This window comes from Chitinophaga sp. ARDCPP14 (assembly GCF_051362515.1).
Taxonomy (GTDB): domain Bacteria; phylum Bacteroidota; class Bacteroidia; order Chitinophagales; family Chitinophagaceae; genus Chitinophaga.
Window position 1 is genome coordinate 59,476 of sequence record NZ_JBKIXB010000009.1, and the last position, 24,341, is coordinate 83,816.

The 24,341-nt window shown below is 48.4% G+C and carries 25 protein-coding genes; 12 read left to right on the forward strand and 13 right to left on the reverse strand.

The features are described 5' to 3' along the window. Positions 1–2 precede the first annotated feature (2 nt). The 3 genes from msrA to ACLHR0_RS23005 are packed head-to-tail and all read right to left on the reverse strand — an operon-like array spanning position 3 to position 2,588. Positions 3–494, reverse strand: coding sequence for a peptide-methionine (S)-S-oxide reductase MsrA (gene msrA / locus ACLHR0_RS22995; protein ID WP_436489836.1), 492 nt, complete (start codon positions 492–494; stop codon positions 3–5). A 33-nt stretch (positions 495–527) separates the two neighbouring features. Continuing rightward, positions 528–1,697, reverse strand: a complete 1,170-nt coding sequence (locus tag ACLHR0_RS23000) for an acyltransferase family protein (protein ID WP_436489838.1) — start codon at positions 1,695–1,697, stop codon at positions 528–530. A 39-nt stretch (positions 1,698–1,736) separates the two neighbouring features. Beyond that, a complete protein-coding gene (locus tag ACLHR0_RS23005; RefSeq protein ID WP_436489840.1) occupies positions 1,737–2,588 on the reverse strand; it encodes a hypothetical protein in 852 nt (283 codons plus the stop codon). A 125-nt stretch (positions 2,589–2,713) separates the two neighbouring features. On the opposite strand from ACLHR0_RS23005, the gene ACLHR0_RS23010 reads away from it, so the two are divergent. Then, positions 2,714–3,412, forward strand: a complete 699-nt coding sequence (locus ACLHR0_RS23010) for a hypothetical protein (protein WP_436489842.1) — start codon at positions 2,714–2,716, stop codon at positions 3,410–3,412. 2 nt (positions 3,413–3,414) lie between these two features. Here the strand turns inward: ACLHR0_RS23010 and ACLHR0_RS23015 are convergent, their stop codons facing one another. Genes ACLHR0_RS23015 through ACLHR0_RS23025 form a run of 3 tightly spaced genes read right to left on the reverse strand, consistent with a single transcriptional unit; the run spans position 3,415 to position 6,387 of the window. Next, positions 3,415–4,131, reverse strand: a complete 717-nt coding sequence (locus ACLHR0_RS23015; RefSeq protein ID WP_436489844.1) for a LytR/AlgR family response regulator transcription factor — start codon at positions 4,129–4,131, stop codon at positions 3,415–3,417. Further along, a complete protein-coding gene (locus ACLHR0_RS23020; RefSeq protein WP_436489846.1) occupies positions 4,131–5,156 on the reverse strand; it encodes a sensor histidine kinase in 1,026 nt (341 codons plus the stop codon). The genes ACLHR0_RS23015 and ACLHR0_RS23020 overlap by 1 nt, the downstream gene beginning before the upstream one ends. A gap of 13 nt (positions 5,157–5,169) precedes the next feature. Next, complete coding sequence (locus ACLHR0_RS23025) at positions 5,170–6,387, reverse strand: acyltransferase family protein (RefSeq protein WP_436489848.1); 1,218 nt, start codon at positions 6,385–6,387, stop codon at positions 5,170–5,172. 92 nt (positions 6,388–6,479) lie between these two features. On the opposite strand from ACLHR0_RS23025, the gene ACLHR0_RS23030 reads away from it, so the two are divergent. The 3 genes from ACLHR0_RS23030 to ACLHR0_RS23040 all read left to right on the forward strand — a co-directional run bounded on the left by ACLHR0_RS23030 (position 6,480) and on the right by ACLHR0_RS23040 (position 9,905). Next, positions 6,480–7,016 carry a DUF1905 domain-containing protein gene (locus ACLHR0_RS23030; RefSeq protein WP_436489849.1) on the forward strand — a complete coding sequence of 179 codons (537 nt, stop codon included), beginning with the start codon at positions 6,480–6,482 and terminating at the stop codon, positions 7,014–7,016. 72 nt (positions 7,017–7,088) lie between these two features. Next, positions 7,089–7,886 carry a helix-turn-helix transcriptional regulator gene (locus ACLHR0_RS23035; protein ID WP_436489851.1) on the forward strand — a complete coding sequence of 266 codons (798 nt, stop codon included), beginning with the start codon at positions 7,089–7,091 and terminating at the stop codon, positions 7,884–7,886. Between the two features lie 51 nt (positions 7,887–7,937). Then, complete coding sequence (locus ACLHR0_RS23040; RefSeq protein WP_436489853.1) at positions 7,938–9,905, forward strand: M1 family aminopeptidase; 1,968 nt, start codon at positions 7,938–7,940, stop codon at positions 9,903–9,905. 10 nt (positions 9,906–9,915) lie between these two features. On the opposite strand, the gene ACLHR0_RS23045 is transcribed toward ACLHR0_RS23040, so the two are convergent. Genes ACLHR0_RS23045 through ACLHR0_RS23055 form a run of 3 tightly spaced genes read right to left on the reverse strand, consistent with a single transcriptional unit; the run spans position 9,916 to position 12,491 of the window. Next, positions 9,916–10,722, reverse strand: a complete 807-nt coding sequence (locus ACLHR0_RS23045) for a DUF6597 domain-containing transcriptional factor (RefSeq protein ID WP_370910229.1) — start codon at positions 10,720–10,722, stop codon at positions 9,916–9,918. Positions 10,723–10,767: 45 nt separating this feature from the next. After that, complete coding sequence (locus ACLHR0_RS23050) at positions 10,768–11,478, reverse strand: LytR/AlgR family response regulator transcription factor (protein ID WP_436489856.1); 711 nt, start codon at positions 11,476–11,478, stop codon at positions 10,768–10,770. Next, a complete protein-coding gene (locus ACLHR0_RS23055; RefSeq protein ID WP_436489858.1) occupies positions 11,475–12,491 on the reverse strand; it encodes a sensor histidine kinase in 1,017 nt (338 codons plus the stop codon). The genes ACLHR0_RS23050 and ACLHR0_RS23055 overlap by 4 nt, the downstream gene beginning before the upstream one ends. Positions 12,492–12,750: 259 nt before the next feature. On the opposite strand from ACLHR0_RS23055, the gene ACLHR0_RS23060 reads away from it, so the two are divergent. The 5 genes from ACLHR0_RS23060 (at position 12,751) to ACLHR0_RS23080 (ending at position 16,762) form a co-directional block, all read left to right on the forward strand. Next, positions 12,751–13,545: a DUF3108 domain-containing protein gene (locus ACLHR0_RS23060; protein WP_436489859.1), complete on the forward strand. Its 795-nt coding sequence runs from the start codon at positions 12,751–12,753 to the stop codon at positions 13,543–13,545. 151 nt (positions 13,546–13,696) lie between these two features. Continuing rightward, a complete protein-coding gene (locus ACLHR0_RS23065; RefSeq protein WP_436489861.1) occupies positions 13,697–15,037 on the forward strand; it encodes an MBL fold metallo-hydrolase in 1,341 nt (446 codons plus the stop codon). A gap of 73 nt (positions 15,038–15,110) precedes the next feature. Further along, complete coding sequence (locus tag ACLHR0_RS23070) at positions 15,111–15,554, forward strand: VOC family protein (RefSeq protein ID WP_436489862.1); 444 nt, start codon at positions 15,111–15,113, stop codon at positions 15,552–15,554. A gap of 62 nt (positions 15,555–15,616) precedes the next feature. Further along, the gene (locus tag ACLHR0_RS23075) at positions 15,617–15,835 is read left to right on the forward strand and encodes a CDGSH iron-sulfur domain-containing protein (RefSeq protein ID WP_370910235.1); all 219 of its coding nucleotides are present in this window, start codon (positions 15,617–15,619) and stop codon (positions 15,833–15,835) included. Between the two features lie 141 nt (positions 15,836–15,976). Beyond that, positions 15,977–16,762: a PhzF family phenazine biosynthesis protein gene (locus tag ACLHR0_RS23080; protein ID WP_436489865.1), complete on the forward strand. Its 786-nt coding sequence runs from the start codon at positions 15,977–15,979 to the stop codon at positions 16,760–16,762. Here the strand turns inward: ACLHR0_RS23080 and ACLHR0_RS23085 are convergent. After that, positions 16,759–16,896 (reverse strand): alanyl-tRNA synthetase, encoded by a 138-nt coding sequence (locus ACLHR0_RS23085; protein WP_370910237.1) that lies wholly within the window; start codon positions 16,894–16,896, stop codon positions 16,759–16,761. The two genes, ACLHR0_RS23080 and ACLHR0_RS23085, sit on opposite strands and share 4 nt — an antisense overlap. Positions 16,897–17,005: 109 nt before the next feature. Here ACLHR0_RS23085 and ACLHR0_RS23090 point away from each other — a divergent pair, with 109 nt between their 5' ends. Together ACLHR0_RS23090 and ACLHR0_RS23095 are read left to right on the forward strand one after the other, a co-directional pair. Next, complete coding sequence (locus tag ACLHR0_RS23090) at positions 17,006–17,458, forward strand: GNAT family N-acetyltransferase (RefSeq protein ID WP_429047511.1); 453 nt, start codon at positions 17,006–17,008, stop codon at positions 17,456–17,458. A 76-nt stretch (positions 17,459–17,534) separates the two neighbouring features. Then, positions 17,535–19,436, forward strand: a complete 1,902-nt coding sequence (locus tag ACLHR0_RS23095) for a TonB-dependent receptor plug domain-containing protein (protein ID WP_436489867.1) — start codon at positions 17,535–17,537, stop codon at positions 19,434–19,436. Positions 19,437–19,496: 60 nt separating this feature from the next. Here ACLHR0_RS23095 and ACLHR0_RS23100 read toward each other — a convergent pair whose 3' ends face one another. After that, positions 19,497–19,868: a winged helix-turn-helix transcriptional regulator gene (locus tag ACLHR0_RS23100; protein WP_429047514.1), complete on the reverse strand. Its 372-nt coding sequence runs from the start codon at positions 19,866–19,868 to the stop codon at positions 19,497–19,499. Positions 19,869–20,044: 176 nt separating this feature from the next. Here ACLHR0_RS23100 and ACLHR0_RS23105 point away from each other — a divergent pair, with 176 nt between their 5' ends. Continuing rightward, positions 20,045–20,905 carry an SDR family oxidoreductase gene (locus ACLHR0_RS23105; protein ID WP_436489869.1) on the forward strand — a complete coding sequence of 287 codons (861 nt, stop codon included), beginning with the start codon at positions 20,045–20,047 and terminating at the stop codon, positions 20,903–20,905. A 67-nt stretch (positions 20,906–20,972) separates the two neighbouring features. Here the strand turns inward: ACLHR0_RS23105 and ACLHR0_RS23110 are convergent, their stop codons facing one another. After that, on the reverse strand, positions 20,973–21,764 hold the full coding sequence (locus ACLHR0_RS23110; RefSeq protein ID WP_436489871.1) for a DUF4397 domain-containing protein: 792 nt from the start codon (positions 21,762–21,764) through the stop codon (positions 20,973–20,975). 18 nt (positions 21,765–21,782) lie between these two features. After that, complete coding sequence (locus ACLHR0_RS23115) at positions 21,783–24,338, reverse strand: TonB-dependent receptor plug domain-containing protein (protein ID WP_436489873.1); 2,556 nt, start codon at positions 24,336–24,338, stop codon at positions 21,783–21,785. Positions 24,339–24,341 lie beyond the last annotated feature (3 nt).

Consider the following 24,341-nt stretch of genomic DNA (forward strand, 5'->3'; position numbering starts at 1 on the left):
TGTTAATTTATTTTCCATTCGGGCCTTACAAAGTGGCAGGTATATCCATGCGGATGCTTTTGGAGATAGTCCTGGTGTTCTTCTTCGGCGTTCCAGAATGCTGTTGCCGGAACCACTTCTGTTACAATGGGCCCGGGCCATTTACCGGAGGCATTCAGTTCTGCGATTAAGGCTTTGGCTGTTTCCTGTTGCGCTTCGTTCTGGTAAAAGATAGCGGAGCGATAGGAGGTGCCTATATCATTGCCCTGCCTGTTGCGCGTGGTAGGGTCATGTATCTGGAAGAAAAATTCCAGGAGGGAGCGGTATGATAACACGGCTGAATTAAAGGTAACCTCAATACCTTCCGCATGGGTGCCATGGTTCCGGTAGGTGGCGTTTTGAACATCGCCACCGGTGTATCCTACCACTGTTGAGATCACGCCGGGTAGCTGGCGGATCAGTTCTTCCACGCCCCAGAAACAACCACCGGCAAGAATCGCTTTTTCAATATTCATATGTCTTTCCTCTTTTAATCATGTGAAGTTAAGTTATGCTGCGGAATCCTTGGTGAGAAGCGCCACATTTTTATGGGTAATGGCTTTCCGCTTATTCAGTATACGCTGCCGGAGCCGCAGGAACGGCGCCTCTACCGCCTTATTCAGGATGAATGCTCCTAAAACGGCAATAAGCAGGCATAGCACCAGCATGAGGCTTCCCTTTGGAGCGATGCCTGTTTGTGCCAGCAGGGGCTGCACCAGGTGTATCACTCCTTTGTGCGATAAATACAATGCAAAGGATAGTTTAGCTATTAAGGTAGTAACACGGCTGTTGTACTGGTACAATATACCCGTTGGACTCACCGCTGCTATCACCATCAATCCATATCCTGCCGCCACCAGCGGGTAACCGAATATGGAAGCGTAAAAACTTTCCTGTTCATTGCACAGGAACCAGGCGCCTGTAAGCACCAGCAGGGATAGTAATAAAATAATATTTCCCCGTTTGGTGATCCATGTTTTTGCAGCAGGTTTGAATGCAAACAGCGCAGCAATGGAAACGCCGGCAAGCAGGCCATCAAGGCGGGTATAAGTGGGGTAGTACATGTGCCGGTACCAGATCACCCAGAAATTGTCCTGTTCTGCGTGAGGGGCAATCAGGGCGTACCAGCAGTACAGCCGGATACCGATACCCAATATAAACAACGCCGGCAGCAGGAATCCCGCTTTTCTCCATACCTTGAAACGGAGCAGCGTAACCAGCACCAGCGGGAAAAGCAGGTAAAAGTGTTCTTCCACGCACAGCGACCATACATGAGAGAACGTGCCGTAGTTTTTAATGTCGAAATTGAAGTTCTGCGTAAAGGTCAGGAACTTCCAGAGCGGTGGCAGGGCTTCCCTTTCGTGGAATGCCGGAAAAAGGAAGTAGATGGTGAGTACCACCAGGTAAGCCGGAATGATCCGGAAGAAACGTTTGATAAAGAACTCCGGCAGGGAGATGTTTTTCCCTGACGCCATGTTTACAAAGAGGGGATAGGATATGAGATATCCGCTTAATACGAAGAACAGGTCTACGCCTGTCCAACCGAAGCCCATGATATTATCCAGCCATTGCGGATGTTGGAACATGCGGTAGTGATAGAACAACACCATGAGTATTGCCAGCGACCTTAAATGATCCAGTCCGGAGAGTTTTTTAACCGTTATGTCGGTGTTTGTCATGAAAAATGCCTGTCTGTTGATCCTTGTAAAATACAGTCTTTAAAAGAGATATGCAATGGATGGGGGAGCACATGCCCTGGAATGCCCTATGGCAGGGCTGGGAGTAGGGGAATGCCCGGACGGGAGGTGGACTTGATCAGGTGTTGAGTTGGTGATGACGCTCATGCGGTTAACTTTACCCGGAGCGTACCGTAGTACCTGTTTTACACCGGCCAGGCGGTTTCCTTTGCTGGATTTTTGTTTGTTGACCGGCAGTACGACTGCTATTATATCGGCGGCCATAAACCGGCGGTTTAGTGTAGGGGTGGCGCCGTTAAATATTCTCACCTGGAGCGTAACGAGCAAGATTCCTTTTCCAGGAACGTTGGCTTCCAGTGTGGCGCCATTAAATGGTTCCTCTATATTTGTGAACAGGGAGGAGCTGCGGCTGCCGGTTACCCGATGCGTAACCGGATTGATGCGAACGGCGATAACGCTGATCTCCAGCAGATCGCCGGCGGTTGATGGCGACCAGGTTTGTGCGGGGATCGCCAATGTGCCATCCGTAGACAGCATAGGGAGCCGGGAGAAGAATTTCTCCACGCCGGTGTGGCGGTTGAACCGGAAGCCTTCGAGTTGTTGCAGGCGGTCCTTGCCGCCCTGTATCAGGGCTTTATTGAGGCGGTTTACCAGCGTACCATCGCGGCCAATGCTTAATTGGGGCGTTATAGCCTGCCGGACCAGTTTACCTGTTCTGCTGGCGACGCCGAAATTCCGGGATGACTGCCGTGTAGCGGTGGTTTGTTTTACTTCTTCGGGCATGGAACGGACGAAGTAACTTCCGTTCCTTCGGTAACCGATGAGGTTACCCAATTTCCCTGTAAAAGGGAGTATTCCTGTTTGTTTTGCCATGGGTTAACTTTTTGATTAAAAATACGAAAAATTGTGGAGGTGGGAAGGGGGCCTAAATGCGATCCCCATGAAAATATTCTCCGTTGCCTTCGTATATTGCGGTTGCAAATAAGTGAATACAGGCTATGCAGGCTCCTTACCTAATAGGACAAACAAAACCATTAACCCCGGCTGAATTTCAGCAGATAACCGATACGGTACCATTTCTTTTGCCGGTGAGCTACCGGGATTTTCTTTATACTTACGGACTGGGAGCCATCAATGAACTGCTGATGATCCATCAACCCGATGAAGCGTATATCCGGTCTAATTTCGGGGAGTATATGGATTTATGGGAGCTGCCGGAGAGTGAAGAACCTGCAGTGCTGAATGGACTGACCATTGCGACTACGATTGATGGAGATATCATTGCTTTAATTGACGATAGCCAATATCCTTTTATTATCTTGCCGCGGCATTCAGATAAGATCCTGCGGTTTGCCGCCTTTGAGGAGGTGATTGATTATTACGATCACACGTATCATTTTTCAGGAGATGTATATTTCGACAGTTACTATCACTACGAGCAGGAGAACATTACTTTCGTTAATGGACCGGCCATTGATAAAGCATTGTTTGAAAAGGTTCACCAGGATTTTCTCGCGCATGTGCCATTCGATAAAGTTTATAACGCGGAAAGGCAGCCTAAATATGTTATCCAGGAGATGGGCGGCTGGGTGTATTTTGATAATATCTATCAGAGTTCAGTGCGGATTAAGTACCAGTCGCAATACCGGCCGGCAGCCGGTAAGGTCATACAATTTATCCGGGACCGGATGAAATGATGTTATTTATTTTTCAGCAGCCTGTTGTTGACGATCTTCTCCAGTAATTCTTCTTTCTGGTACTTACTGATAGGTACTTCATGATTGCCCATGTGTAATACGTTTCCTTCAATGGCGCTGATATGATTGATGTTAACGAGATAGGATTTGTGTGGTTGCAGGAACTGCCGCGCAGGTAAACTTTCCTGTACCGATTTCAGGGTTGTATGGGTGATTATTTTTTTGTCTGCGGTATAAATCGCCACATAATTGCCCAAGGCTTCTGCAAATAAAATATCGTTGAATATTACTTTCTCCAGCTTATTATCTGTTTTTATAAAGAAGTAAGGTTGTTCTTTGCTGATGTGCTGGGAGGAAAAATAATCAAATGCTTTATTGGAAGCTTTGAGGAAGCGGTCGAATGAAATTGGTTTTACGAGGTAATCCAGTACATCCAGCTCAAAACCCTGTATGGCATATTGCTCGTATGCGGTAGTGAAAATCACCTTGGGCGGATGGGGATAGCTTTTCAGGAATTCGATGCCGGTGATATAAGGCATTTCAATATCGAGAAACAACAGGTCCACAGGTTGTTGCTTCAGCAGGGTATTGAGCTGTATGGCATCTTCACAAACAGCTATTACCTGCAGGAAAGGCGTTTTCTGGGCATAACGTTGTAATCCTTCTCCGGCGAGCGGTTCATCGTCGGTGATAATGCAGTGTATCGTTAATTGGTCCATTATCGCGTAGTGAGTTTTAGTTCAGCCAAAAAGCTATCTTCTTTAATTTCCGCGGTAAACGTATGTTTACCGGGGTACAACAGTTCCAGTCTTCTTTTCAGGTTATCTAACCCGATGCCTTCTTTTTCCTGGAAGCTAATTTTATCGGGTATTGAATTCTCTACACAAAAAGATATTTCATGATCCTGTTTTTTTAGATCGATGTTGATATGAAAATTACCACCAACATATTTAAAGGCATTTTCCACCAGCGGCAAAAACAGCAGCGGATATACCTGTTCATCGTGCAGGGCTTCATCAAAAAATACGTTGAGCTGCAGCCTGCGTGACGACCTGATCTTCTGCAGGGCAATAAAGTTCCGCAGGTATTGTATTTCATTCATCACGCTTACCGTTTGCTGCTGATCGTACAATTGGTAGCGGAGCAGTTCTGAAAAACGTTCCACTGTTTTTTTAGCTGCCTCCACATCCATATCCATCTGGAAATATATTGTGTTTAGCGCATTAAACAAAAAATGGGGGTGGTATTGTGCCCGCAGGAATTTGAGTTCTGTTTGCAGCTGGTCGTTGGTGATTTTCTCCAGCTGCAGCCGGTTATTGATATATGCCTGTAAAAAGGAGTTGCTTCTGCGTACCCCATAGTAGATGAGGCAATATAACAACGGGATCACATTGATATCGATGAGGTCGAACGATTGCAGGCCGTTGTCAGTGAAGGCGGCCATGGGCGTAAAAATGGCGTTTTGTATAAGTTGATTGATGATAAAGACATATAATAATTCCTTCAGGATGATTTTATAAGAGAAGCCGGCCTGGCTTTTTTGATCGAAATAGCGGAACAGGAGGTTGAAGATCCACACAAAAAGGTAGCCCATCAGCATACTGGATCCTATTTCAATCATGTTAACCAGTAGTGGCCGGTACCAGAATTTCATTTCTGTTATGCTGTCCGTAAGCAGGCGGATGGTAAAGTATACCAGCAGGCCATATAACGGGGGAAAGAAATATTTCCAGAATATTTTCATGATAGCTGATTAATTATGCCACTTCAGGTTGTGCCGGTATTAACTTTGTTTCTTTGGATCTGCGATCTTTCCCTTCCCGTGCCGGTGGTTTCATGCCAAACAGGAAACGCATGATGGCAAAGGGTCTGATAAACAAATGGAAGATGAATATACTGATTAAAAAAGTAACCAGAACGGTAAAAGTGTATTTCAGTCCAACGCCATCAGGTACCTGCACCAGGTAATAAGTAAGTATTACAATAACCGTTTGATGCAGGATATAGAACGGGTATACGGCCTGGTTGGCATATGCCAGGATGGGCAGGGGTTTATTGAGATATTTTTTTGCGTAGCCAACAATCGCCAGTACCCACATCCAGGCAACAATGCCGCTTAAAGCCATATATACGTAGGTAAAGGGAGCATGTTTAGCATTGTCGTTGAAGAGCCAGGGTTCCATTTTATTCCAGCGCAGGTAGTTAATGATCATAAGGCCGGCGAAAGCGATGGCCAGTGAAAACCGGCGGTTCCGTTCCAGGCTGTCCATGAACAGGGGATTGGCAATGCAGATAAATCCTGCCAGTACATAAAACAACCAGTAGAAGAAATAGCCGTAGTCGTGTACCAGATCGCCGGTTTGCGGGAACCAGATGAGCAGAAAGGTGTGCACCAGTGTTCCCGGGATGATGAACAGGTAGATATACCGTTTGCTTCCCATCCAGTTTAATTTTTGAAGTAGATTTTTGCCTTTGCCGGAGATCAGCCATACGAAAACGGGCGCAAAAATGATATCATATACCAGCAGGTAAGCGATAAACCACAGGTGGTGCCAGCTCATGTTGCCGTGCGGATAGGCGCCGGTGGTAAACATACTGGTGTAGAAGTCGAAGAAGTTGCCTTTGAAGCCCTGGGTGAGGCGTTCCATGTATACCTGAGGTGGAACAATAATCAGTATGCCCATCAGCAACGGAATAAACAGCCGCCGGAAACGCAGGCCGATAAAGCTGCCGCCGGAATTACGCTGTAGCATAAGATAGCTTACTGTGCCGGAAACAAAGAACAGCAGGGGCATGCGGAATCGGTGGAGGAAGTCGTTCATTTCAAGCAGCACATTGCTGGTTTCTTTATTTTTTATATGCCATCCCCATTCAGACACATAGGGCATCGCGGAATGGAAGAACAGGACGCCCAGGATAGCGATGATGCGGAGCCAGTCTAAATACGCCAGCCGGGAAGAAGATATTGGTTGCATAGATAATTGTTTAGTGCAAACCTATCTGACCGGCGGTTTTCAGGAAAACATTTTTGACATGTGGACAGTTTCCGGTGTTGAAAAGATCATTTATGTTAAAATACAATAACTTTAAGGCTCGTTCCATCTCTGATATTATGGCTGCTACACCAATCGTCCGTCAATCCTACCGCCTTGAGAAAATCCCCGGGAAAGGTGGATGGACTTTCGCGCGTATCCCCGAAATTACGCCCGATAAAGTGAAAGCGTTCGGATTGGTAAGAGTAAAGGGGTTTATTGACGACCATGAAATAAAAAAATGCCACCTGATGCCTATGGGCAATGGGGTGTTATTTCTTCCTGTAAAAGCAGCTATCAGGAAGAAAATAAAAAAGAAAGAAGGCGATTGGGTGGAAATCACTTTGTTCCGGGATGATGATCCGCTGGAAATACCGGAGGAGCTGAAGGCTTGCCTGGAAGACGAGCCCTCTGCTAACCGTTTCTTTGCATCCCTGTCTGAAAGTGAGCAGAAATTTTATATCGACTGGATTTATTCCGCCAAAAGAACGGAAACGAGAGTAAGCCGTATGACTAAATCGATCATCCGGTTATCGAGAGGACTAAAGTTGTATGAAAGGGAGGAAATGTAAACTCAGTTAAGAAAACGAAATGGTTAAAGTATCTTTGATAACCGTTACGCCTAAAGGATACGGGCCCGTTTTATGAGTATTATCCTGTCGCCAGGTAATTATTTTGGCAAAGAACAACAGGTCAGCGAGAATGCGTCTTTCCGGCTGAACATCACGGCATACCAGCCGGATGTGCAGATCCGTGAGCACTATCATGAAAATGCGTACCTGAGTTTGCTGATCAGCGGCAGTTATGAAGAGAGAAGTAAAAAAACGGAGAGCGGGGTGGTTCCCGGCGAAGTGCTTTTCCGGCCGGCCGGATACAGCCATGCCAACCACTTCCAGGCAGTAGGCGGCAAGTGTTTGAATATAGAATTTAAACCAGGCGGATTGCAGGAACTGGAACTGGATCATTTGCTTCCCCGCACCGCGGCGATCTATAAAACCGGCACATTCGATTACCTGTACCGCTTGTTGTATGCTTTTGTACAGGATCCGGGCAGTTCATTACCGGAAGAACATATTATCAACTGGCTGTGTGAATATACCAATGACAAAATGCCTGAGCGCCTGCCCTGGCTTCCTAAAGCAAAGCAGATCCTGGAAAATGAATTTGATACTCATCATACTATTCAGTCGTTAGCCGCGCGGGTGTTTGTACACCCCGTTTACCTGGCCCGTGCCTTTAAAGAAAGGGAGGGGATTACGCCCGGCGAGTACCAGTTAAAGATGCGGGTGCGAAAAGCGATGACCTTGTTGTTCACCACTACGTTGCCGGTAACAGATATTGCCTTTACCGCCGGTTTTTCCGATGCTTCCCACCTGGTAAAGTGTTTCCGGTTGTTTTACCGTGCTACTCCCCATAAATTCCGGACATTGCTAAAAAGTTAATCCGGTACCATTTTATTTGTGGCGCCGGCCGTTACTTTGTAGAAAAAGAGTATGCGCCGATTGATCGTCTTTTTATATTTGTTAGCGCCGGCATTATTATCAGCACAGCGTAACCTGGATTACCAGTTGCAGGTAAAAGCGGACCTGGTAAAGAAGTCGTTTTTTGTACAGGGCGGATTTAGTTTTAAAACCGACACGGCTGCTGCCGACTCAGTGGATGTTGTCATCAGCCAGGGCGCAGGACCGGTAAGGCTGCAGTTACAGGGTGCTGCCGCCGTAATGGATACCAGCCGCAAGGCTTCCGGGGATATTATTTACCGCTGGCATTTCCGATCGCCGCTGCCGGCAGGAACGGCCCTGCACTTTACCTGTGCGTATGAGCGGGGTGGTGCGCCGGCGTTCCAGTATTATCTCGACAGTACCTTTTGCATGGCTGGCGGCTATGGCGCTGCGTGGTATCCACAGGTTACAGATGGCGCAGGTAATCATACCCGTGGTACCGGCACCATTGCTGTTACCACTTCCGTTAATTTGATGCCTGTAATGGCTGCAAGTAAGGTGACAGTGACCGGGCACACTTATACATTCCACTACGCACAACCGGATATTTTCTCACTTTATATCGGTAATTACACCCGGCAGGAATATAAAGGGCAGTGGTCTTTTTATACTTACAGTTTAAGTAAGGGTGTTGATGGCAACGATCTAAGCCGCAAGTCCGCTGCGGTGCTGGACTACCTGTCTTCACAATTTGGTCCGCTGGACATTCCCAACTTTTCCATTATTGAATACCCCGACTATGTGGCTGAAATCACAGGTATTGGCGGCGCCAGTATTCTAGGTGGTGTGGCCATGCCTACCGGGGCGCTGCGCGAATTTAACTATGCGCTTTTTGGTCACGAGATAGGTCACCAGTGGTGGGGCAATAAAGTGTTATCGGCCGGCAGTAAAGGGGAGGCCATGCTCTCGGAGGGACTGGCACAATATGGTTCTTTGCAGGTGGTGAGTCATTTCGACAGCGCCCATGCGATGGCCTACCGGAGAACCGGTTACCCCGGTTATATCAGCGATCAGTGTGGGTTGGGCTATCTTAAAAACGTAGCTGCCGGTAATGATGAAGCGTTAGTGTCGCTGTCAGGCAACAATGGTCATACTATTGGCGACAGTAAAGGTTTTCTTGCCCTGGAACTATTATCTAACACCGTTGGTAAGGCCGTATTTCATAAAGCGCTGCGCACGATCGGCGATAAATATAATCGAACCGGCGTTACGTGGGACGGCTTCCAGATGGAAGTGGAGAAAGCGCATGGCAGCAGTTTGCAATGGTTTTACCGCCAGTGGTTTGAGCAGTTGGGCGCACCTTCCTGGCAAAGCAGCTGGCAGCAACAGCAAAACAAACTGCAACTCAGCATTACGCAAAAAGACAGTATATATCATCTTCCGCTGGAAGTGCTGATCACGTATAGCAACGGAACCACTTCACTGCAGCAAGTCACTATCCGCGACCGCAGCAATCAGCTGCAACTGCCGGTTAATGGCGAAGTAAAGGAGGTACAGGTAGATCCTTATTTCAAAGTGCTTCACTGGGACGAAGCGCTAACACCGGAGGCGCTTGCCCAGGCAAAAGTGGTGCGGGTGATGAACCTGCGCCGCCAGCAAAAAAATGACGAAGCAATGCGGCTGGCGCAATCCTATATTAAGGAAGGTTTCCCGGATGACCAGTACGGTGTGGAGTTTACACTTTTTTACCACATGGGGCGTATTGCTGCGATGCAAAATAAACCGGCGGAAGCATTGGCCTATTATGAGCGTGCTTTGCAATGCGTATCACGCGCACCGGACCTGCTGGCTTATACTTATTACCGGATCGCTACGCTGGCTGCTCAAGGGAATGACAATGCGCTGATGCAATGGGCGGCCGCTAACGCTGTGAAAGCAGATGCTGCCCGCAACAAATCAGATGGGATGGAAGCAAAGGTGGCGGGGTTGTTGTCATCGGCAGTGGCGAAAACAAAATGATGAGAACCAATCAGATCAGCGTAACAGGATAGGGGGATACTTTATAGGAGGCGGGGGAAACGCCGGTGAAGGATTTAAATTCCCGGATGAAGTGGGATTGATCGAAATACCCGCATTCATAAGCAATGGCTGTGAGGGAAAGTTTGTGTTGCTGCACCAGTTCCAGGCTTTTCTGGAACCGGTGCAGTTTTGTATAAAATTTGGGCGGAACGCCGGTATACTGTAAGAAGAGTTTATGAAGATACCGGGAAGATATAAGATGTTGCCGCGCGATACTTTCAATTTTTGCATCGGCGTCCGGCTGCTTCATCTGGTGGATGATATTGCCCACCATAGCGATGTTCAGCGGTTTCCGGTTTACTTCCTGTAGCCTGTTTAACAGGAATTGTGCCACCAGTTTTATTTGCCGGTCCAGGTTTTCTTCTTCCAGCAGTTTCATATGCAACTGGTGTATGGACTTGCCTAACATATCTGCAGGGTCGTTCACCTGGTCATTCAGCAGCATGATATCTTCCTGCATAAAAAATGCGGCGGTATGGGGGTAAAATCTCACGCCCAGCATTTTATTATAGCTGCCTGCGGCTTTCACGGGAAGGGGACGGGTAATCTGGCCCCAGAGTTCAATTTTAGGGGTGTTTTGAAAGATATTATTGCTGGCTGTTTTCCAGGTGGCTGTTCCCAGATTGAAGATAATTTCCATGTGACCGCCGGGAAATACTACATCGTCGATAGCAGTGTCTGCCTCGGATTCAAAATGGTAGTAACATTTTACATATGGTTTTAACAGTTGTTCCGGAAGGATTTCCCTGTATATCATTTTGGTTGAAAATTGCGGTAACTGCAATTTAAGTAAAATACCGGTTTATAAAAAACGCTGTTGTATCAGTTCCATGAATGCGGGCCGGAATTTGTCGCTTAGCGGAATACGTTTGCCGGCGATGAACAGGTGATTATCCTGGATTTTATCGATCCGGCTGGTGTTTACAATGTAGGAGTTGTGTACCCTGATAAAAGGCGGCGGCAGCTGGCTGGCAATTTCTTTCAGGCGTTTGTAAACCAGTATTTCTTCCCGGAGGGTAACGATCCGCAGATATTCTTTTTCTCCTTCAACGTATAGTAGTTCAGAGAGTTTAATCTGCTGGAGAGTTTTACCGGTTTTTACAAAATAGTAATCGGCGGAAGGCGCCGGGGCGGCGGTTTCCGGCATACGGGGATGCATAAACGCTGATTCTATTTTTTGCCGGGCCGCCAGGAAACGTTTAAGGGTAATGGGTTTCAGGAGATAGTCGACCGTTTGGAAATTATAACTGGCGGCGGCATATTCCGTATAGGCGGTGGTGAACACAATTTTCATTTCCGGCGGCAGCAGTGCGGCCAGTTCCATGCCATCGAGCCGGGGCATGTTTATATCAAGGAAAATCAGGTCTGCCTTGTTGCTTTTGAGGAACGTCAGTGCTTCCAGCGCGTGATAGCATTTGGCGATGAGCTGCCAGTCGGTGGTTTGCTGAATATGCAGTTCCAGCAAATTTACCGCATTGGGTTCATCATCAACAATGATACATTTCAGGCTCATAACGGAATGGATAAAAAGGCGGTGAAATAATTTTCTGACCGGGCGGTTTGCAGGATAAAGCCGGCGCCATACAGCAGGGTAAGGCGTTTCCGGAGGTTGTCGATGCCGGACCCCAGCGGATGATTATGTACCGGCTGTTGCGGTAAGCTGTTGCGGGTGGTAAAGAGTAACCTGTTTTCCTGTTTCACGAGTGAAATATCAATGTGGTTTTGTAAACTGGTTTTATCGATCCCATGTTTGAAAATATTTTCTACAAAAGTCATTAGTAACATCGGTGGAATACTGCATCCGCCGGGTACCTCGCGGGTGAATTGCAGGTCGATATCATGCCGGATGCGGATGCGCTCCAAAGCTATATAATTTTCCAGGAAGTTTATTTCTGTGGAGATGTCTACCTGGTCCTTCGGACTTTCATCTACAAAATACCGCATGATATCCGACAGCCGCTCAATGAGGGCGGCGGTCCGTGGGGCTTCCAGGTAGGCTTCGTAATAGATGTTATTAAGCGTATTAAAAAGAAAATGCGGCTGCACCTGTGATTTCAGGAGGTTGAGTGCTGCTTTCGTGTTCTGTAAAACCAGTGCGGCGGCCTGTGCTTTCAGTTCAAAATAAACGATGGCCATCCGGAATACGAAGCTCAGTAAAAATAACATCGGGATGCCGGTCATATACCGGAGCATTATTTTTACGGTAACGGGTTCGGGATGCGAAGTGAACCAGGTGTTGTAGATCCAGCTGAGAAAGAAGCCCCTGGATAATCCTGCCACCAGTAAAAACAGCAGCACGGCTATAACGTATACCACTATACGGCCTTTTAAATAAAGCCGTGAATAGAGCCAGCTGATATTGCCATAAATGACCAGCGCATAAAAAAGGGTGTTGAACAATGAAAAAATGGCGGCCTGCCAGAAGCCATCTTCCGGCAGCATGGAGAAAAACATCATCAGGAAAACAACCAGCCAAAGCGCCCATTGCACTTTTGCGGCTGCCGGCATACGACTTATCAATTGCATGTCTCAATTTACGAAGCTTTTGCGCTCATTAGCCCCCGTCCTGTTCAGGATTCAATAAATACCGGTAACGGCTCAACGGGCAGGCCCGGAAATTCAACGAGGGCCGGTGATGTGTAAAACCGCCTGGTTATTAAAAATACAGGGGTTGTTATTGAAATCATTTTTTTGACAGACCGGAAACCGGGAATCTTTGAGCATAATTACACGTCCGTATGCCCTCCGGCGGCGGATATTGAAAACTTTAAATTCCCTGATAGATATGCAACCTAAACGTTTCCTGGTCCTTTCGGTACTGTTAGTCACCATTGCCATGCTCCCTGCTTTTGCACAAACCGATACAGTTGATCAGCAACATCACCGGCTGAATACAGCCTTCCTGAAGCCAGGAGTAAAACAATACCTCGTGTACTTCCAGATGCCTTCCCGCAGTAATTGGCTGGACCTGAGCCTGTGGGTGCGGGAGATTGAGAAAACGAGCCACAACAATGAGCCGGTATTCCGGATCACCCAGCACTGGTATGGGAGCGACACTGCCCGGTATCTCGAAAGCATTTCCTATAACAGCGTGGCCGATTTTTCACCATTATATCATGCACAAACCAGGGGCGGGGAGCAGCAGGCTTATCGCTGGACGGTTAATGGGATCAGCGGTGACACTGCCACCATGAACAATAAAGCGGCGGATTTCAAGCTGGCTTTTGACCGTCCCAATTATAACTGGAACCTCGACATTGAAACGTTTGAGATGCTGCCTTTAAAGGCCGGCAAAACCTTTGTTATCCGGTTTTACGATGCGGGGCTGGAACCTCCTGCGTATGTGACATATAAAGTAACCGGCAGTGAAGTGCTGCAGACATTGGATCAGCGGCCGGTGGACTGCTGGAAGTTGTTAACCGAAGGGGATTCGCCACGGGGGCATTACTCGCAAACTTTCTGGATCAGCAAAGCGGGGCATGAATTATTAAAAGAAGAAGATTCCTTTGGCGGCTTTTACCGGTACAAGGTAAAGCTGCCGGGTGCAGCGCCTTACCTGCAGCCACGTTTTGTAAAGTAACCCCTGTGAATAATTTGCGCCCCGGAAGTCCCGGGGCGTTTTACATCTCCCGAAAACAAACAAATAAGGGTAACTGGTGATAATACTGATTGTCGTAACTTGTATGCTTCATTCCGGACGCATGCAATTACCTCATTAAAAATAAACAGTCATGGATATCCAACAGTTTGAAGACAAGGGATTGGCGCAGTACTCTTATGCTATTTACAGTGAAAAGTCGGGGGAAGTGATTGTGATAGATCCGGCGAGGGATGTTGCGCCTTACCTGGCGTATGCAAAGACATTGAATGCAAAGATCACCGGTGTTATTGAAACCCATCCGCATGCGGATTTTGTGAGTGGTCACCTGGAGCTGCACCGCGTTACGGGAGCCACTATTTATTGTTCCAAGTATACCCATGCAGCTTACCCGCATGTAACTTTTGATGATGGTATGCGGATGATGCTGGGGGATATTGTGCTGAAAGCATTGAATACACCCGGTCATTCGCCGGACAGCATCAGTGTGGTGCTGGTGTATAAAGCAGAGCCCAGGGCTGTATTTACGGGCGATACTTTGTTTGTGGGCGATTGCGGGCGTCCGGATCTCCGGGAGAATACCGGCAATGTTATTGTGAGCCGCAATGAACTGGCCAAGCAAATGTATCATTCCCTTCATGAAAAGCTGATGGTGCTGGCGGATGATGTACTGGTATACCCGGGACATGGCGCCGGTACGTTATGTGGTAAGTCGCTCGGTGATGCTGACAGCAGCACGATTGCTGCCGAGAAAGTGAGCAACTGGAGCCTGCAGCCGCTTACGGAAGAAGAATTTGTGGTGGCTTTATTATCGGAGCAGCCTTTTATTCCAAAATACTTTCCCTATGATGTAGCTGTAAACCGGGAAGGAGCGCCGGTTTTGCAGGCTTCGCTGGATAAAGTGGAGGTCATAAAGGGCACACCAGCGTTTGAAGAAAATATTGTTATAATAGACAGCAGGCCACAGTCCGGTTTTAAGCAGGGGCATTTGCCTAATGCAATTAACCTGCAGAACGGTGGAAAATTTGAAACGTGGTTGGGTAGCATGGTGGCGCCGGAGGAGCCGTATTATTTGCTGGCAGAGAATGAAGCGGAGGTGCAGGAGGTGATCCGCAAGGCTGCTAAAATTGGTTACGAGCGTAATATCAGGGCTGCGGCGGTTTATACAAAAGGAGCCGAAATGATGGCGCCCATACCACTGGCGGATTTCCGGGAACATCCGGAGCAGTATACGATTGTGGATATACGCATGCCATCAGAAATAGAAGAGGAACCACTTTTTGAGCATGCGATGCTCATTCCATTGGATGAGCTACGGGAACGGGCATCCGAAATTCCGGCAGATAAGCCGGTGGTAGTGCATTGTGCCGGTGGCTATAGAAGTGCGGCGGGCAGCAGTATTGTAGCGGCCGCATTAAAGACGCAAACGCCGGTATATGATCTGGGAGAAGCAGTGAAAGAATTTATGTCGTAATACACCCGTTATTTGCCCTGTTTACCCCCTGTAACTGTGATATAATGGTGATATATTTATATCTGCATATGCAATGGAGCAGGCCGCTGTGCGGGGTTTCACTGCATTTATTCTTCACCTGAAAAAATCAGTTATTATGTTTGGGAAAACAAAAGCATTCAGCAGTTTTTCGGTTAATGATCTGCAGCAGGCAAAGAATTTTTACCAGGAAACGCTGGGAATAGAAGTAGTATCAGCCGGCAAAGAGCCGGTGATCACACTTAAAATTGCGGGGATACCATCGGTTTGGATCTATGAAAAACCGGATCATACACCTGCTACCTTTACGGTGCTTAACTTCCAGGTGAGTAATGTGGAAGAAGCCGTAGACCAGCTGACCGCAAAGGGTGTAAAGTTCCAGCAATATGAAGGGGAACTTAAAACAGATGAGAAAGGAATATTCCGTGGAGGCGGACCGGTGATAGCCTGGTTTGCTGATCCTGCCGGCAATATACTTTCGGTTGTGGAAGAAGGCTAACCCGGTGTTAACGTAATAGCCAATTGTTTTTCCTACTTTTGCCGCTCAAATAAGGAACATTTATGGCTACTAAGATTACTGTTAACAACAATGGTTCACTGAAGATAGAAGGTGAATTTGAGATCGTGGATAAAGACGGCAACAAATACGACCTGGGCGGCCGGGAAGCGGTAGGGATCTGCCGTTGCGGACGTTCTGCCAATAAGCCGTTTTGTGATGGTTCACACAAGGGACATTTTGAGCACGACGCCGTGGCTTTTGCGCTCCCGCCTAAAAAGTAGGGTCACAATGATAACATTCAGGGGCTCCATGCACGTGTTGCATGGAGCCTTTTTATATCTGATCTGGTCGAAATGAGCAGAATTGCATCTGTTTTCAGAAAATAAATCACCGCATTTTTGTGTTACAAATTGCAGTAACATATGGAAGTAAGATTTTTTCAGGTAGATGCCTTTACCAGGCAGCCTTTTAAAGGCAATCAGGCAGGCGTGTGCCTCCTGGAGCAGATGCCGGACGATGAAGTACTGAAAGCCATCGCCGCTGAGAACAATCTTGCGGAAACGGCCTTTTTATTACGGGCGGAGAATGGCTACCACCTGCGCTGGTTTTCGCCGCTGGTGGAAATGGCGCTTTGCGGGCATGCCACGCTGGCCAGTGCGCATGTATTATGGGAAACCGGGCTGGTAGCTCCGGATGAAACCATTTCCTTTACCACACTGAGCGGCCTGCTCACCGCCAGCCGGCAAAACGGTTGGATTACGCTCGATTTCCCCGCCAGGGACCATGAACCCGCTACGCTGCCGGAAGAGCTGCAGCCATTGTTTAAAGACGAGGTGACGAACGTGGTGTTCAGCGTAGATCGATATTTGGTGGAGCTGAAAACGGGGGCTGCTGTGGCCGGCTTTGTGCCCGACAGGAACCTGCTGGCGCCATACCGACTGGTGGTTACAGGAAAGGGTGATGAAGGATCGCCGTACGATTTTATTTCCCGGTATTTTGCTACGCCGGTGGGCGTTGATGAAGACCCGGTAACAGGTTCCGCACATTGCAGCCTGGCGCCATATTGGGCTGCACGTTTGCATAAAAGTGAATTCTTTGCTTACCAGGCATCGCAGCGGGGAGGTGAACTGAAAGTAGTGCTGCAAGGTAACCGGGTATTGCTGAAAGGAGAAGCGGTAACAGTGATAGACGGGGTGTTCCGTTTTTAGCGGAATAAAGAAACGCCCCAATAGCCCAGGGCCAGCCATAGCAGGCCTTTTATAAGGAAGAAAAGAAAGCCCCAGAAGCCGAGCTTTTTTATCCATTTGAGGATCTTTGCTTTCCTGTTATTTTCCGGTGTCATAGCCCTGCAAAATTAAGATTTTTGTGCAGATAAATGTATCTTGCCCGGGTGAATATATTTTGGCTGGCAATTACGTGTATGCGTCGGCGTAATCACCTAATCCCTGTATATGATTTTCAGAGAAGCAACTACTGCAGATATTCCCGGTTTGCAACGGGTACGTGGCGCTGTAAAGGAAAATGTACTGAATAACCCCGACCTGGTTACTACCTCAGATTACATACAATATCTCACTACCGATGGCAGGGGATGGCTATGTGAATCTGCCGGTGTTATTGTGGGGTTTGCCATTGTGGATACACACCGGCATAATATCTGGGCGCTGTTTGTAGACCCGCGTACAGAGGCAGTGGGAGTGGGCAGGGAGTTGCAGCGCCTGATGCTCGACTGGTACTTTGCGGTGTATCAGACATCGTTGTGGCTGGGAACCTCGCCGGGTACAAGGGCAGAACGGTTTTACACCCGCAGCGGCTGGAAAAATGCAGGGCTGATGAAAAACGGTGAGGTAAGGTTTGAGATGGACCGGGATACCTGGTTGCGCATCGCAGGTGCCGTTTCATGAGCCGGCAACGGCTTTCATGATTGAATAAATGATTTAATACGTACTTTTGCGCTCTTTTAGCAACGATTTTTAAAAGATGCGTGTAGCAGTACCGAACAATAAACTACTGATATCCCTGTTCCTGGGCCTCTGTGGCAGCGCCACTGCGCAGCAGCAGGCCGACTCTGTCCTTATTACCCATCACCTGGATGAGGTGATTGTGCAGGAAAACAGGCTGGCCGCGCCTGTAAAGGCAGTGAACCGTAATATTACCATCATTACCCGCCGGCAGATAGAAACCATGCCGGTGTCGTCTATCACGGAAGTACTGGCTTACGTGCCGGGACTGGATGTGCGGCAGCGCGGTCCGGGCGGTATCCAGGCGGATATTGGCATCGACGGCGGTACCTTTGACCAGACGCTGGTGCTGCTGAACGGGGTGAAAATAACCGATCCGCAAACGGGGCATAACATCATGAACCTGCCGGTGTCTCTCTCCGATGTGGACCATATTGAAGTACTGAGAGGCGCTGCCGCCCGTATTTACGGGATCAACGCACTGAATGGCGCTATCAATATCGTAACCCGCAAAGCCACCCAAAGCGGCGCTACCGTTAGCGGCAGCGGGGGCAGCAGCTTCAAAAAGAACGAAAACAATCACCTTTACGGCGCTTACAGCATTGGCGCTACCGGCGCACTGGTAAAGAATGGTGTGAGCCAGTCGCTTTCCGCCAGCCGCAACCAGGGCAACGGCTACCGCTACAACACAGCCTACAGCAACTACCGTGCGTTTTACCAGGCCGCCTTTAACCGCGATACCCTGCACCAGTACAACGTAATGGCGGGTTTTGTAAATAACGGTTACGGCGCCAACGGCTTTTATGCAGCCCCCGGTGATCTGAATGCAGAAGAAACCGTGAAAACCGTCTTCGCCGCCGTAAGCAATACTTCGCGGATCAATCCCAACTGGGTGATGACGCCCAGGGTGAGCTACCGGTACACCAAAGATGATTACATCTACATAAAACCGGATAAATACCGCAATCTTCATAATACCCACGTATTTGATGCAGAGCTGAATAATACGTTCACTACTGCTGTCGGTACCATTGGCGCCGGTGTGGAAGGACGTTACGAGCATATTAAGAGTTCTAATCTTGGTAACCACGACAGAACCAACCTCGGGCTGTATGGAGAGTATAAGTCGGTAGCCGATCGCCGCTTTAGTTTCACGATAGGCGGTTATCTCAATTACAACACCGTATACGGCTGGCAGTTTTTCCCGGGAGCAGATGTGGGCTTTAATATTACCCCCGATATAAAACTGTTTGCCAATGCCGGTACTGCCCAGCGTTTGCCTACTTATACCGATCTTTATTATAAAGGCGGTGGTATTATTGGCAACGAAAACCTGGGACCGGAAAAGGCATCCTTTGCAGAAGCGGGGATACGGAAGTTCAGTGGTAAATTTTCTTTTGCAGGGTCAGTGTTCTACAGACAGGTCAGCAACTTTATTGATTTTGTAAAAGATACCGCCGGTGGTGTGGATCCAACAAAGGTTCCGTGGCAGCCGCAGAATTTCCAGCGCGCAGATATGACTGGTTTTTCCCTTAACAGCGGCTATAATACTATTTTCAATAATGGTTCGCTGTTTAACAGCTTTGGTGTAAATGCCGGGTACAATTATCTTTCTCCATCCTTCAAAGGGGATGCGATCACAACGAAGATTTCACGGTATGTCATTGAAAGTTTGCGGCATCAGTTCACCGCCAATGTGCGTACGGATATCGGCCATTTCAGTGTTTCTGCTGCAGCGCGTTATTGTATGCGGGTAAATTATAAAGATTATACGCTGGCAGATGCGCGTATTGCGTATAGGCAACCACGTTACCAGATCTATGCAGATGCCAACAACCTGCTGGATGTAACCTATGTGGAAGCAGGTGCAGTGCCTATGCCTGGCCGCTGGATAACGGTGGGGGGCAAGGTGAGCTTCTGATAATAACGTATAGAAAAAAGCTGTCTCAAAAGGAATTTTGAGACAGCTTTTTTTGCAATATCATTTAGCGGACATATACTGTTGCCTGGATTGTTGAATGCCACTCATATTAGCGATGGCCCATTGTTCAAGACCTGTAATATGTGGTAAAAGGCTTTCGCCCATAGCCGTTAAGGCATATTCAACCCTCGGAGGAATTTCGGGGTACATTTTACGGGATACCAATCCATCTTCCTGCAGCTTTTTAAGCGTTACGGTCAACATCTTTTGCGAGATATCTCCAATCATCTCATGCAGTTGGTTAAAACGCATAGTTCCTTTCTCTCCCAGGGTACTGATAACGAGTACCGCCCATTTGTCGCCGATCCGGTCCATCAGTGTTCTGACCGGGCAAGGGATGGATTTATCAAATTTTTTATATTCTTCTATCATGTCAACAGATTGATTTTTAGTATTACTTACCCGGAGGTAATTGGCACACCTGTTAGTGCCTTATTGTTTGATAATCAATTGTTTAATAGCTTTGACTTACCAAAGGTAACTAACATACGATTAGTATGTAAAGGTAGTTACATACTGGTATTATTAAAAATTTAAAACTTAACATAATGATTCTTGTAACAGGCGCCACCGGCCATTTAGGAGCAGCGGTGATCGATTTTCTGCTGAAGAAAGTTCCCGCTAACCAGGTTGCGGCATTAGTAAGAGACGAAGCAAAAGCCAGTGGATTAAAAGAAAAAGGTATTAGCGTAAGGGTTGCCAACTATCACGATTATCCCTCTTTGGTACCGGCTTTTAAGGGCGTTGACAAAATATTACTGGTATCTTCCAGTGATTTTAATGATCGTGCCGGTCAGCAGATCAATGTGATCAATGCCGCTAAGGAAGCAGGTGTGAAACATGTTATTTATACCAGCGTTGCGACCAATGCTCCAACTACCACCGTTATTCCTATGGTGGTAGGCTCACACATCGCTACCGCTAACCACCTTAAAGCATCCGGGTTGACCTATACGCTGCTGAACAACAATCTGTATGCAGATGTATTACCCATGTTTCTTGGAGAAAAGGTAGTGGAAACCGGTGTTTTCATTCCGGGTGGAGAAGGCAGGGTGCCTTATGCATCCAGGTTGGATATGGCAGAAGCGGCGGCTAACGTGCTTGCCGGAACAGGACACGATGATAAAGTATATACCATTGCATCTGATGTTACTTATTCTTTTGCTGATATTGCACAATTACTATCTAAACTGGCTAATAAACAGGTGGCTTATGTTGACGCTCCGCATGATGCGTATACAGCCGCTTTAGCGAAAGCGGGCGTACCACCGGAGTATGTTGGTGTTATGTCGGGCTTTGCAGAAGCAATTAAAAAGAATGAGTTCAATCTGCCAGGTACTGAATTGGAAAATTTGTTGGGCAGAAAACCAGCTTCCCTGGAAAGTTATCTGCAAAAGACTTTTTTCTAAGCATTGGTTTACTTCAATAACAAAAAGCTGTCTCAAATTTATTTTGAGACAGCTTTTTTGTTGCAGGCTACAAACTTGTAGTGGAGAGTATGCCTGCACTCACCACGCCCTTTGTATCGGCCCGGATAAATACCGTATATATTTTCCCGGCTTCCAGGTGAATATTAGTGAGTGCCTGCTGGTCAATAGTAACAGGCGCCGCATTTTCACCAGCGCTAACGATCAGCGAAACCGTACCTGCGTTTACGTTAGTGAACGGCGCGCTGTCGTATGCAGCACCCTGCAGGTTGCTGCCGCCGGCGCTGCCGTAGGGGATTGTGGTGAACAGCGGGGTTTCCGTATTGTTTTGTTGTAACCGTACACTCACACCGGCAACGCCTTGCGCCAGGTGTACAAAGCGGAGCTTTGCTTTACCGGCGGTGGGAGCAGAGAGGTCGTCGTAAAAAAGGAGCAGGGTATCTTTGGCGGCATTATACTTTGCGGAGGCGGCAAATACCGTATGGTAGTATCCGGCAATAGGGCCGTTAGGTCCGCCGGTGGCAGAATACACGGCGCTGTTGCCAAACTGCCGGGAAGCTTTATAGGCAGCGCCGCCGCCTTCCGTGAAATTGATCTGTACATTTCCGAAAGTAGTAGCTACATAGGGAGATGCGGCGCCTGGGAGTACAGCATCCGTTGTTACCTTTTGTGTAAACGTCCAGAACTGGATTCCGGCAGCGGGAATGCGGGCATTTACAAAACGGATATTAGCGGAAAGGGGAGGCCGGTCGCCGGCATTTACGTCGAGGTAATCTGTTTTATTGCAGGCGCTGAAAGCCAGTATGGTGAAGCTGCCCAGCAAGAGGAGATTATTTTTCATGAGTACATTTTTTAAGTATTAGAAACGGGCGTACAATCTTACAAACGGCTGAATGCCTGCGCTGCCGTTCTGAATGCCTACTACGGATGGATTGCGTAATCCTGCTATTACTTTATCGGAGTAATCGCCCAGTACATTGAAGGCATTGTTTACGCCGGCGGTTACCTGTATGGCTTTGCTGATATGATATCCTACTGAGAAATCGGTGACCCAGATGGGTTTCAGCTCCTGGAAGTAGTAATCGGGCCGCGGGAAGTTAGCATTGAGCGCGGAAGCGGTGGTAACGGAGCCGAAGTAAATGGTACGCGCGAGGAAGGTGAAGCGGGGCGTATTCAGTATAGCCTGCAACGTTATTTTCTGTTGCGGAATATTGGTGGTTACCCTGGCTTTTTCTGATTCACTGAAGATAACATATTTGTATTGTTCCAGTCCTTTGGGCGTATTTACAGCCGTTACTTCATTTTTCACAAAGTTGCCGCCGGCCAGCAGTTGGAGGCTGTTCCTGTGCAGGGGAATTTTGTAGCTGCCGGTGAATTCAATTCCTTTGGTGCGGGTACTGAAAGCGTTGTAAAAAAACTTTGCCTGTGTGGTACCTGTTTGCAGGAGCAGTGCCCTTACATCTGTCGGGAGATTGGGATCGTTAGCGGAGAAGTTACCGGTATTGCCTACACGGTTTTTAATATCCACGAGATAGGCGTCTACGCTTAGTTCCACGTTCCTGGCGGGTTGTGAGGTGATGCCGGCGGTGTATCCTGTACTTTTTTCCGGCGTAAGGGAGGGGATGCCGAGCGCCCTGGTAGCAGCATTTTTATTGGAGGCGGTTACCTGGTCGATGGCGCGGCCCTGCTGGAAGCTGGTGGAGGTTTCGGTATAATAGAACTGTGCGAGGTCGGGTGCGCGGAAGCCGGTATTAGCAGATCCGCGGATGCCGAGCCAGGGCGCAAAGCTGTACCTGGTGGCTATTTTACCGGTGGTTACATTGCCAAAGTCGGAGAAGTTTTCCGCGCGGACGGCGGCGGACACCAGCCATTTTTCGGTGACGTTGAGCTCCACATCTGCATAGCCGGCTACGATAGCGCGACTTACATTCACTTCATTCGATGGGCGGAATCCTGCGTGGATCTGTGATCCGGGCGAAAGGCCGTTAAGCGCGAGAAGGCCGCCGTCGGTGAGGTAAGGGATGCCGTTAACAGAGGTATCTACCGAGTAAATGGGTCGAAGGTCGGCTTTACTGTAGGAGGCTTCTTCCCCGGCGATGATCTGGTAGGTTTCGGTGCGGTATTGTGCGCCGAATGCAACATTGAGGCCATGCAGTACCGAAGGGAAGTACCGGCTGATATCCAGGCTGGCGGTGTTCTGCGAGGCGTTGTATTTACCGGCATCGAAGGTGGTTGGGCTTTTCAGCCCCAGGCTGGCGTTGAGTGAATTGCTGATCACGTTGCCGAAGTCATTTTTGCCAAATACATTGGAGATATCGAGGTTCCATTCACCTGCTTTGGCTTTCAGCCCGATGGCGATGGATTTATCGGAGATACTGTTGTCCATGGCGGGTAAGAAGCCGTCTGGGTAAAGACCGGTGTTGTTGCGTTCCGTCCAGCCGGGTAGACGGTATACTGCGGTGAATTGGGAGTTGCGGTGACTGATACCGCCAAATGCGTACACTTCTGCATGGTCACCAACGGGAATGGCCGTATTAAAAAACAGCAGTGCGTCTTTTGCTTTGTTGGAACCTCCGCCGCGCTGGTCGAAGAAGTGGCGGTCGATGCCCCGGCTGGCGAGAATGGCATCGTCTATTTCTTTGGTATAAATATTATCGTATCCGCGGGTATTGGCGCCGCCGCCATAAATGGGACCGTTGTACAATCCGGCATCGTCGCGGCCGGGTTGGAGGGACACGGCTTGTGTGGCAAATTCGGCGGTGGCATTGAGGTAGCCACCACGATCGCCTATTTTGATGCCGTAGTTGATATTGGTGCGGGTGCTGGCCCCATCGCCGCGGCGGCGGATGCTGCCGGTGGTGCTTACGATTACATCGGCCGTTTGTTTTTTCAGTACGATATTAATAACGCCGGCAATGGCATCGGAGCCGTATTGTGCGGCGGCGCCGTCGCGCAGTATTTCAATGCGTTCGATAGCGCCGGCGGGGATGGAGTTGAGGTCGTAGCCGGTGGCGCCGTTGCCAAGGCCGCCCCAGTTGACATTGGAGCTTTTATGGCGGCGTTTACCATTTACCAGTACCAGCAGTTGATCCACGCCCAGGCCTTTCAGTTGCGCGAGGCTGAGGGCAGATCCTGCATCGCCGGCGTTGGAGCCGTTTACAGAATGGAAGGAGGGCGACACATATTGCAGCAGCTGCGTGATGCTGGTTTGCGGTGCTGCTTCCTGGAGTGATTTGATATCGATGATATCTACCGGTACCGGCGAGTTCAGTTTGGTACGGTTGGCGCTGCGGCTGCCTACAATTTGTACTTCACCCAGCTGGCTGGTGGTATCGGTGAGGTGTTTATCCTGTGCAGTAAGTGTTGCGGAAAACAGCAACAGGGGGGAGATGACCGGCAGTATAATTTTTTTCATGCC

Excerpts from the sequence above, each read along its gene's own strand:
- msrA (WP_436489836.1), bottom strand. The coding sequence starts at position 494 with ATGAATATTGAAAAAGCGATTCTTGCCGGTGGTTGTTTCTGGGGCGTG.
- ACLHR0_RS23000 (WP_436489838.1), bottom strand. The coding sequence starts at position 1,697 with ATGACAAACACCGACATAACGGTTAAAAAACTCTCCGGACTGGATCAT.
- ACLHR0_RS23005 (WP_436489840.1), bottom strand. The coding sequence starts at position 2,588 with ATGGCAAAACAAACAGGAATACTCCCTTTTACAGGGAAATTGGGTAAC.
- ACLHR0_RS23010 (WP_436489842.1), top strand. The coding sequence starts at position 2,714 with ATGCAGGCTCCTTACCTAATAGGACAAACAAAACCATTAACCCCGGCT.
- ACLHR0_RS23015 (WP_436489844.1), bottom strand. The coding sequence starts at position 4,131 with ATGGACCAATTAACGATACACTGCATTATCACCGACGATGAACCGCTC.
- ACLHR0_RS23020 (WP_436489846.1), bottom strand. The coding sequence starts at position 5,156 with ATGAAAATATTCTGGAAATATTTCTTTCCCCCGTTATATGGCCTGCTG.
- ACLHR0_RS23025 (WP_436489848.1), bottom strand. The coding sequence starts at position 6,387 with ATGCAACCAATATCTTCTTCCCGGCTGGCGTATTTAGACTGGCTCCGC.
- ACLHR0_RS23030 (WP_436489849.1), top strand. The coding sequence starts at position 6,480 with ATGTTAAAATACAATAACTTTAAGGCTCGTTCCATCTCTGATATTATG.
- ACLHR0_RS23035 (WP_436489851.1), top strand. The coding sequence starts at position 7,089 with ATGAGTATTATCCTGTCGCCAGGTAATTATTTTGGCAAAGAACAACAG.
- ACLHR0_RS23040 (WP_436489853.1), top strand. The coding sequence starts at position 7,938 with ATGCGCCGATTGATCGTCTTTTTATATTTGTTAGCGCCGGCATTATTA.
- ACLHR0_RS23045 (WP_370910229.1), bottom strand. The coding sequence starts at position 10,722 with ATGATATACAGGGAAATCCTTCCGGAACAACTGTTAAAACCATATGTA.
- ACLHR0_RS23050 (WP_436489856.1), bottom strand. The coding sequence starts at position 11,478 with ATGAGCCTGAAATGTATCATTGTTGATGATGAACCCAATGCGGTAAAT.
- ACLHR0_RS23055 (WP_436489858.1), bottom strand. The coding sequence starts at position 12,491 with ATGCAATTGATAAGTCGTATGCCGGCAGCCGCAAAAGTGCAATGGGCG.
- ACLHR0_RS23060 (WP_436489859.1), top strand. The coding sequence starts at position 12,751 with ATGCAACCTAAACGTTTCCTGGTCCTTTCGGTACTGTTAGTCACCATT.
- ACLHR0_RS23065 (WP_436489861.1), top strand. The coding sequence starts at position 13,697 with ATGGATATCCAACAGTTTGAAGACAAGGGATTGGCGCAGTACTCTTAT.
- ACLHR0_RS23070 (WP_436489862.1), top strand. The coding sequence starts at position 15,111 with ATGGAGCAGGCCGCTGTGCGGGGTTTCACTGCATTTATTCTTCACCTG.
- ACLHR0_RS23075 (WP_370910235.1), top strand. The coding sequence starts at position 15,617 with ATGGCTACTAAGATTACTGTTAACAACAATGGTTCACTGAAGATAGAA.
- ACLHR0_RS23080 (WP_436489865.1), top strand. The coding sequence starts at position 15,977 with ATGGAAGTAAGATTTTTTCAGGTAGATGCCTTTACCAGGCAGCCTTTT.
- ACLHR0_RS23085 (WP_370910237.1), bottom strand. The coding sequence starts at position 16,896 with ATGACACCGGAAAATAACAGGAAAGCAAAGATCCTCAAATGGATAAAA.
- ACLHR0_RS23090 (WP_429047511.1), top strand. The coding sequence starts at position 17,006 with ATGATTTTCAGAGAAGCAACTACTGCAGATATTCCCGGTTTGCAACGG.
- ACLHR0_RS23095 (WP_436489867.1), top strand. The coding sequence starts at position 17,535 with ATGCGTGTAGCAGTACCGAACAATAAACTACTGATATCCCTGTTCCTG.
- ACLHR0_RS23100 (WP_429047514.1), bottom strand. The coding sequence starts at position 19,868 with ATGATAGAAGAATATAAAAAATTTGATAAATCCATCCCTTGCCCGGTC.
- ACLHR0_RS23105 (WP_436489869.1), top strand. The coding sequence starts at position 20,045 with ATGATTCTTGTAACAGGCGCCACCGGCCATTTAGGAGCAGCGGTGATC.
- ACLHR0_RS23110 (WP_436489871.1), bottom strand. The coding sequence starts at position 21,764 with ATGAAAAATAATCTCCTCTTGCTGGGCAGCTTCACCATACTGGCTTTC.
- ACLHR0_RS23115 (WP_436489873.1), bottom strand. The coding sequence starts at position 24,338 with ATGAAAAAAATTATACTGCCGGTCATCTCCCCCCTGTTGCTGTTTTCC.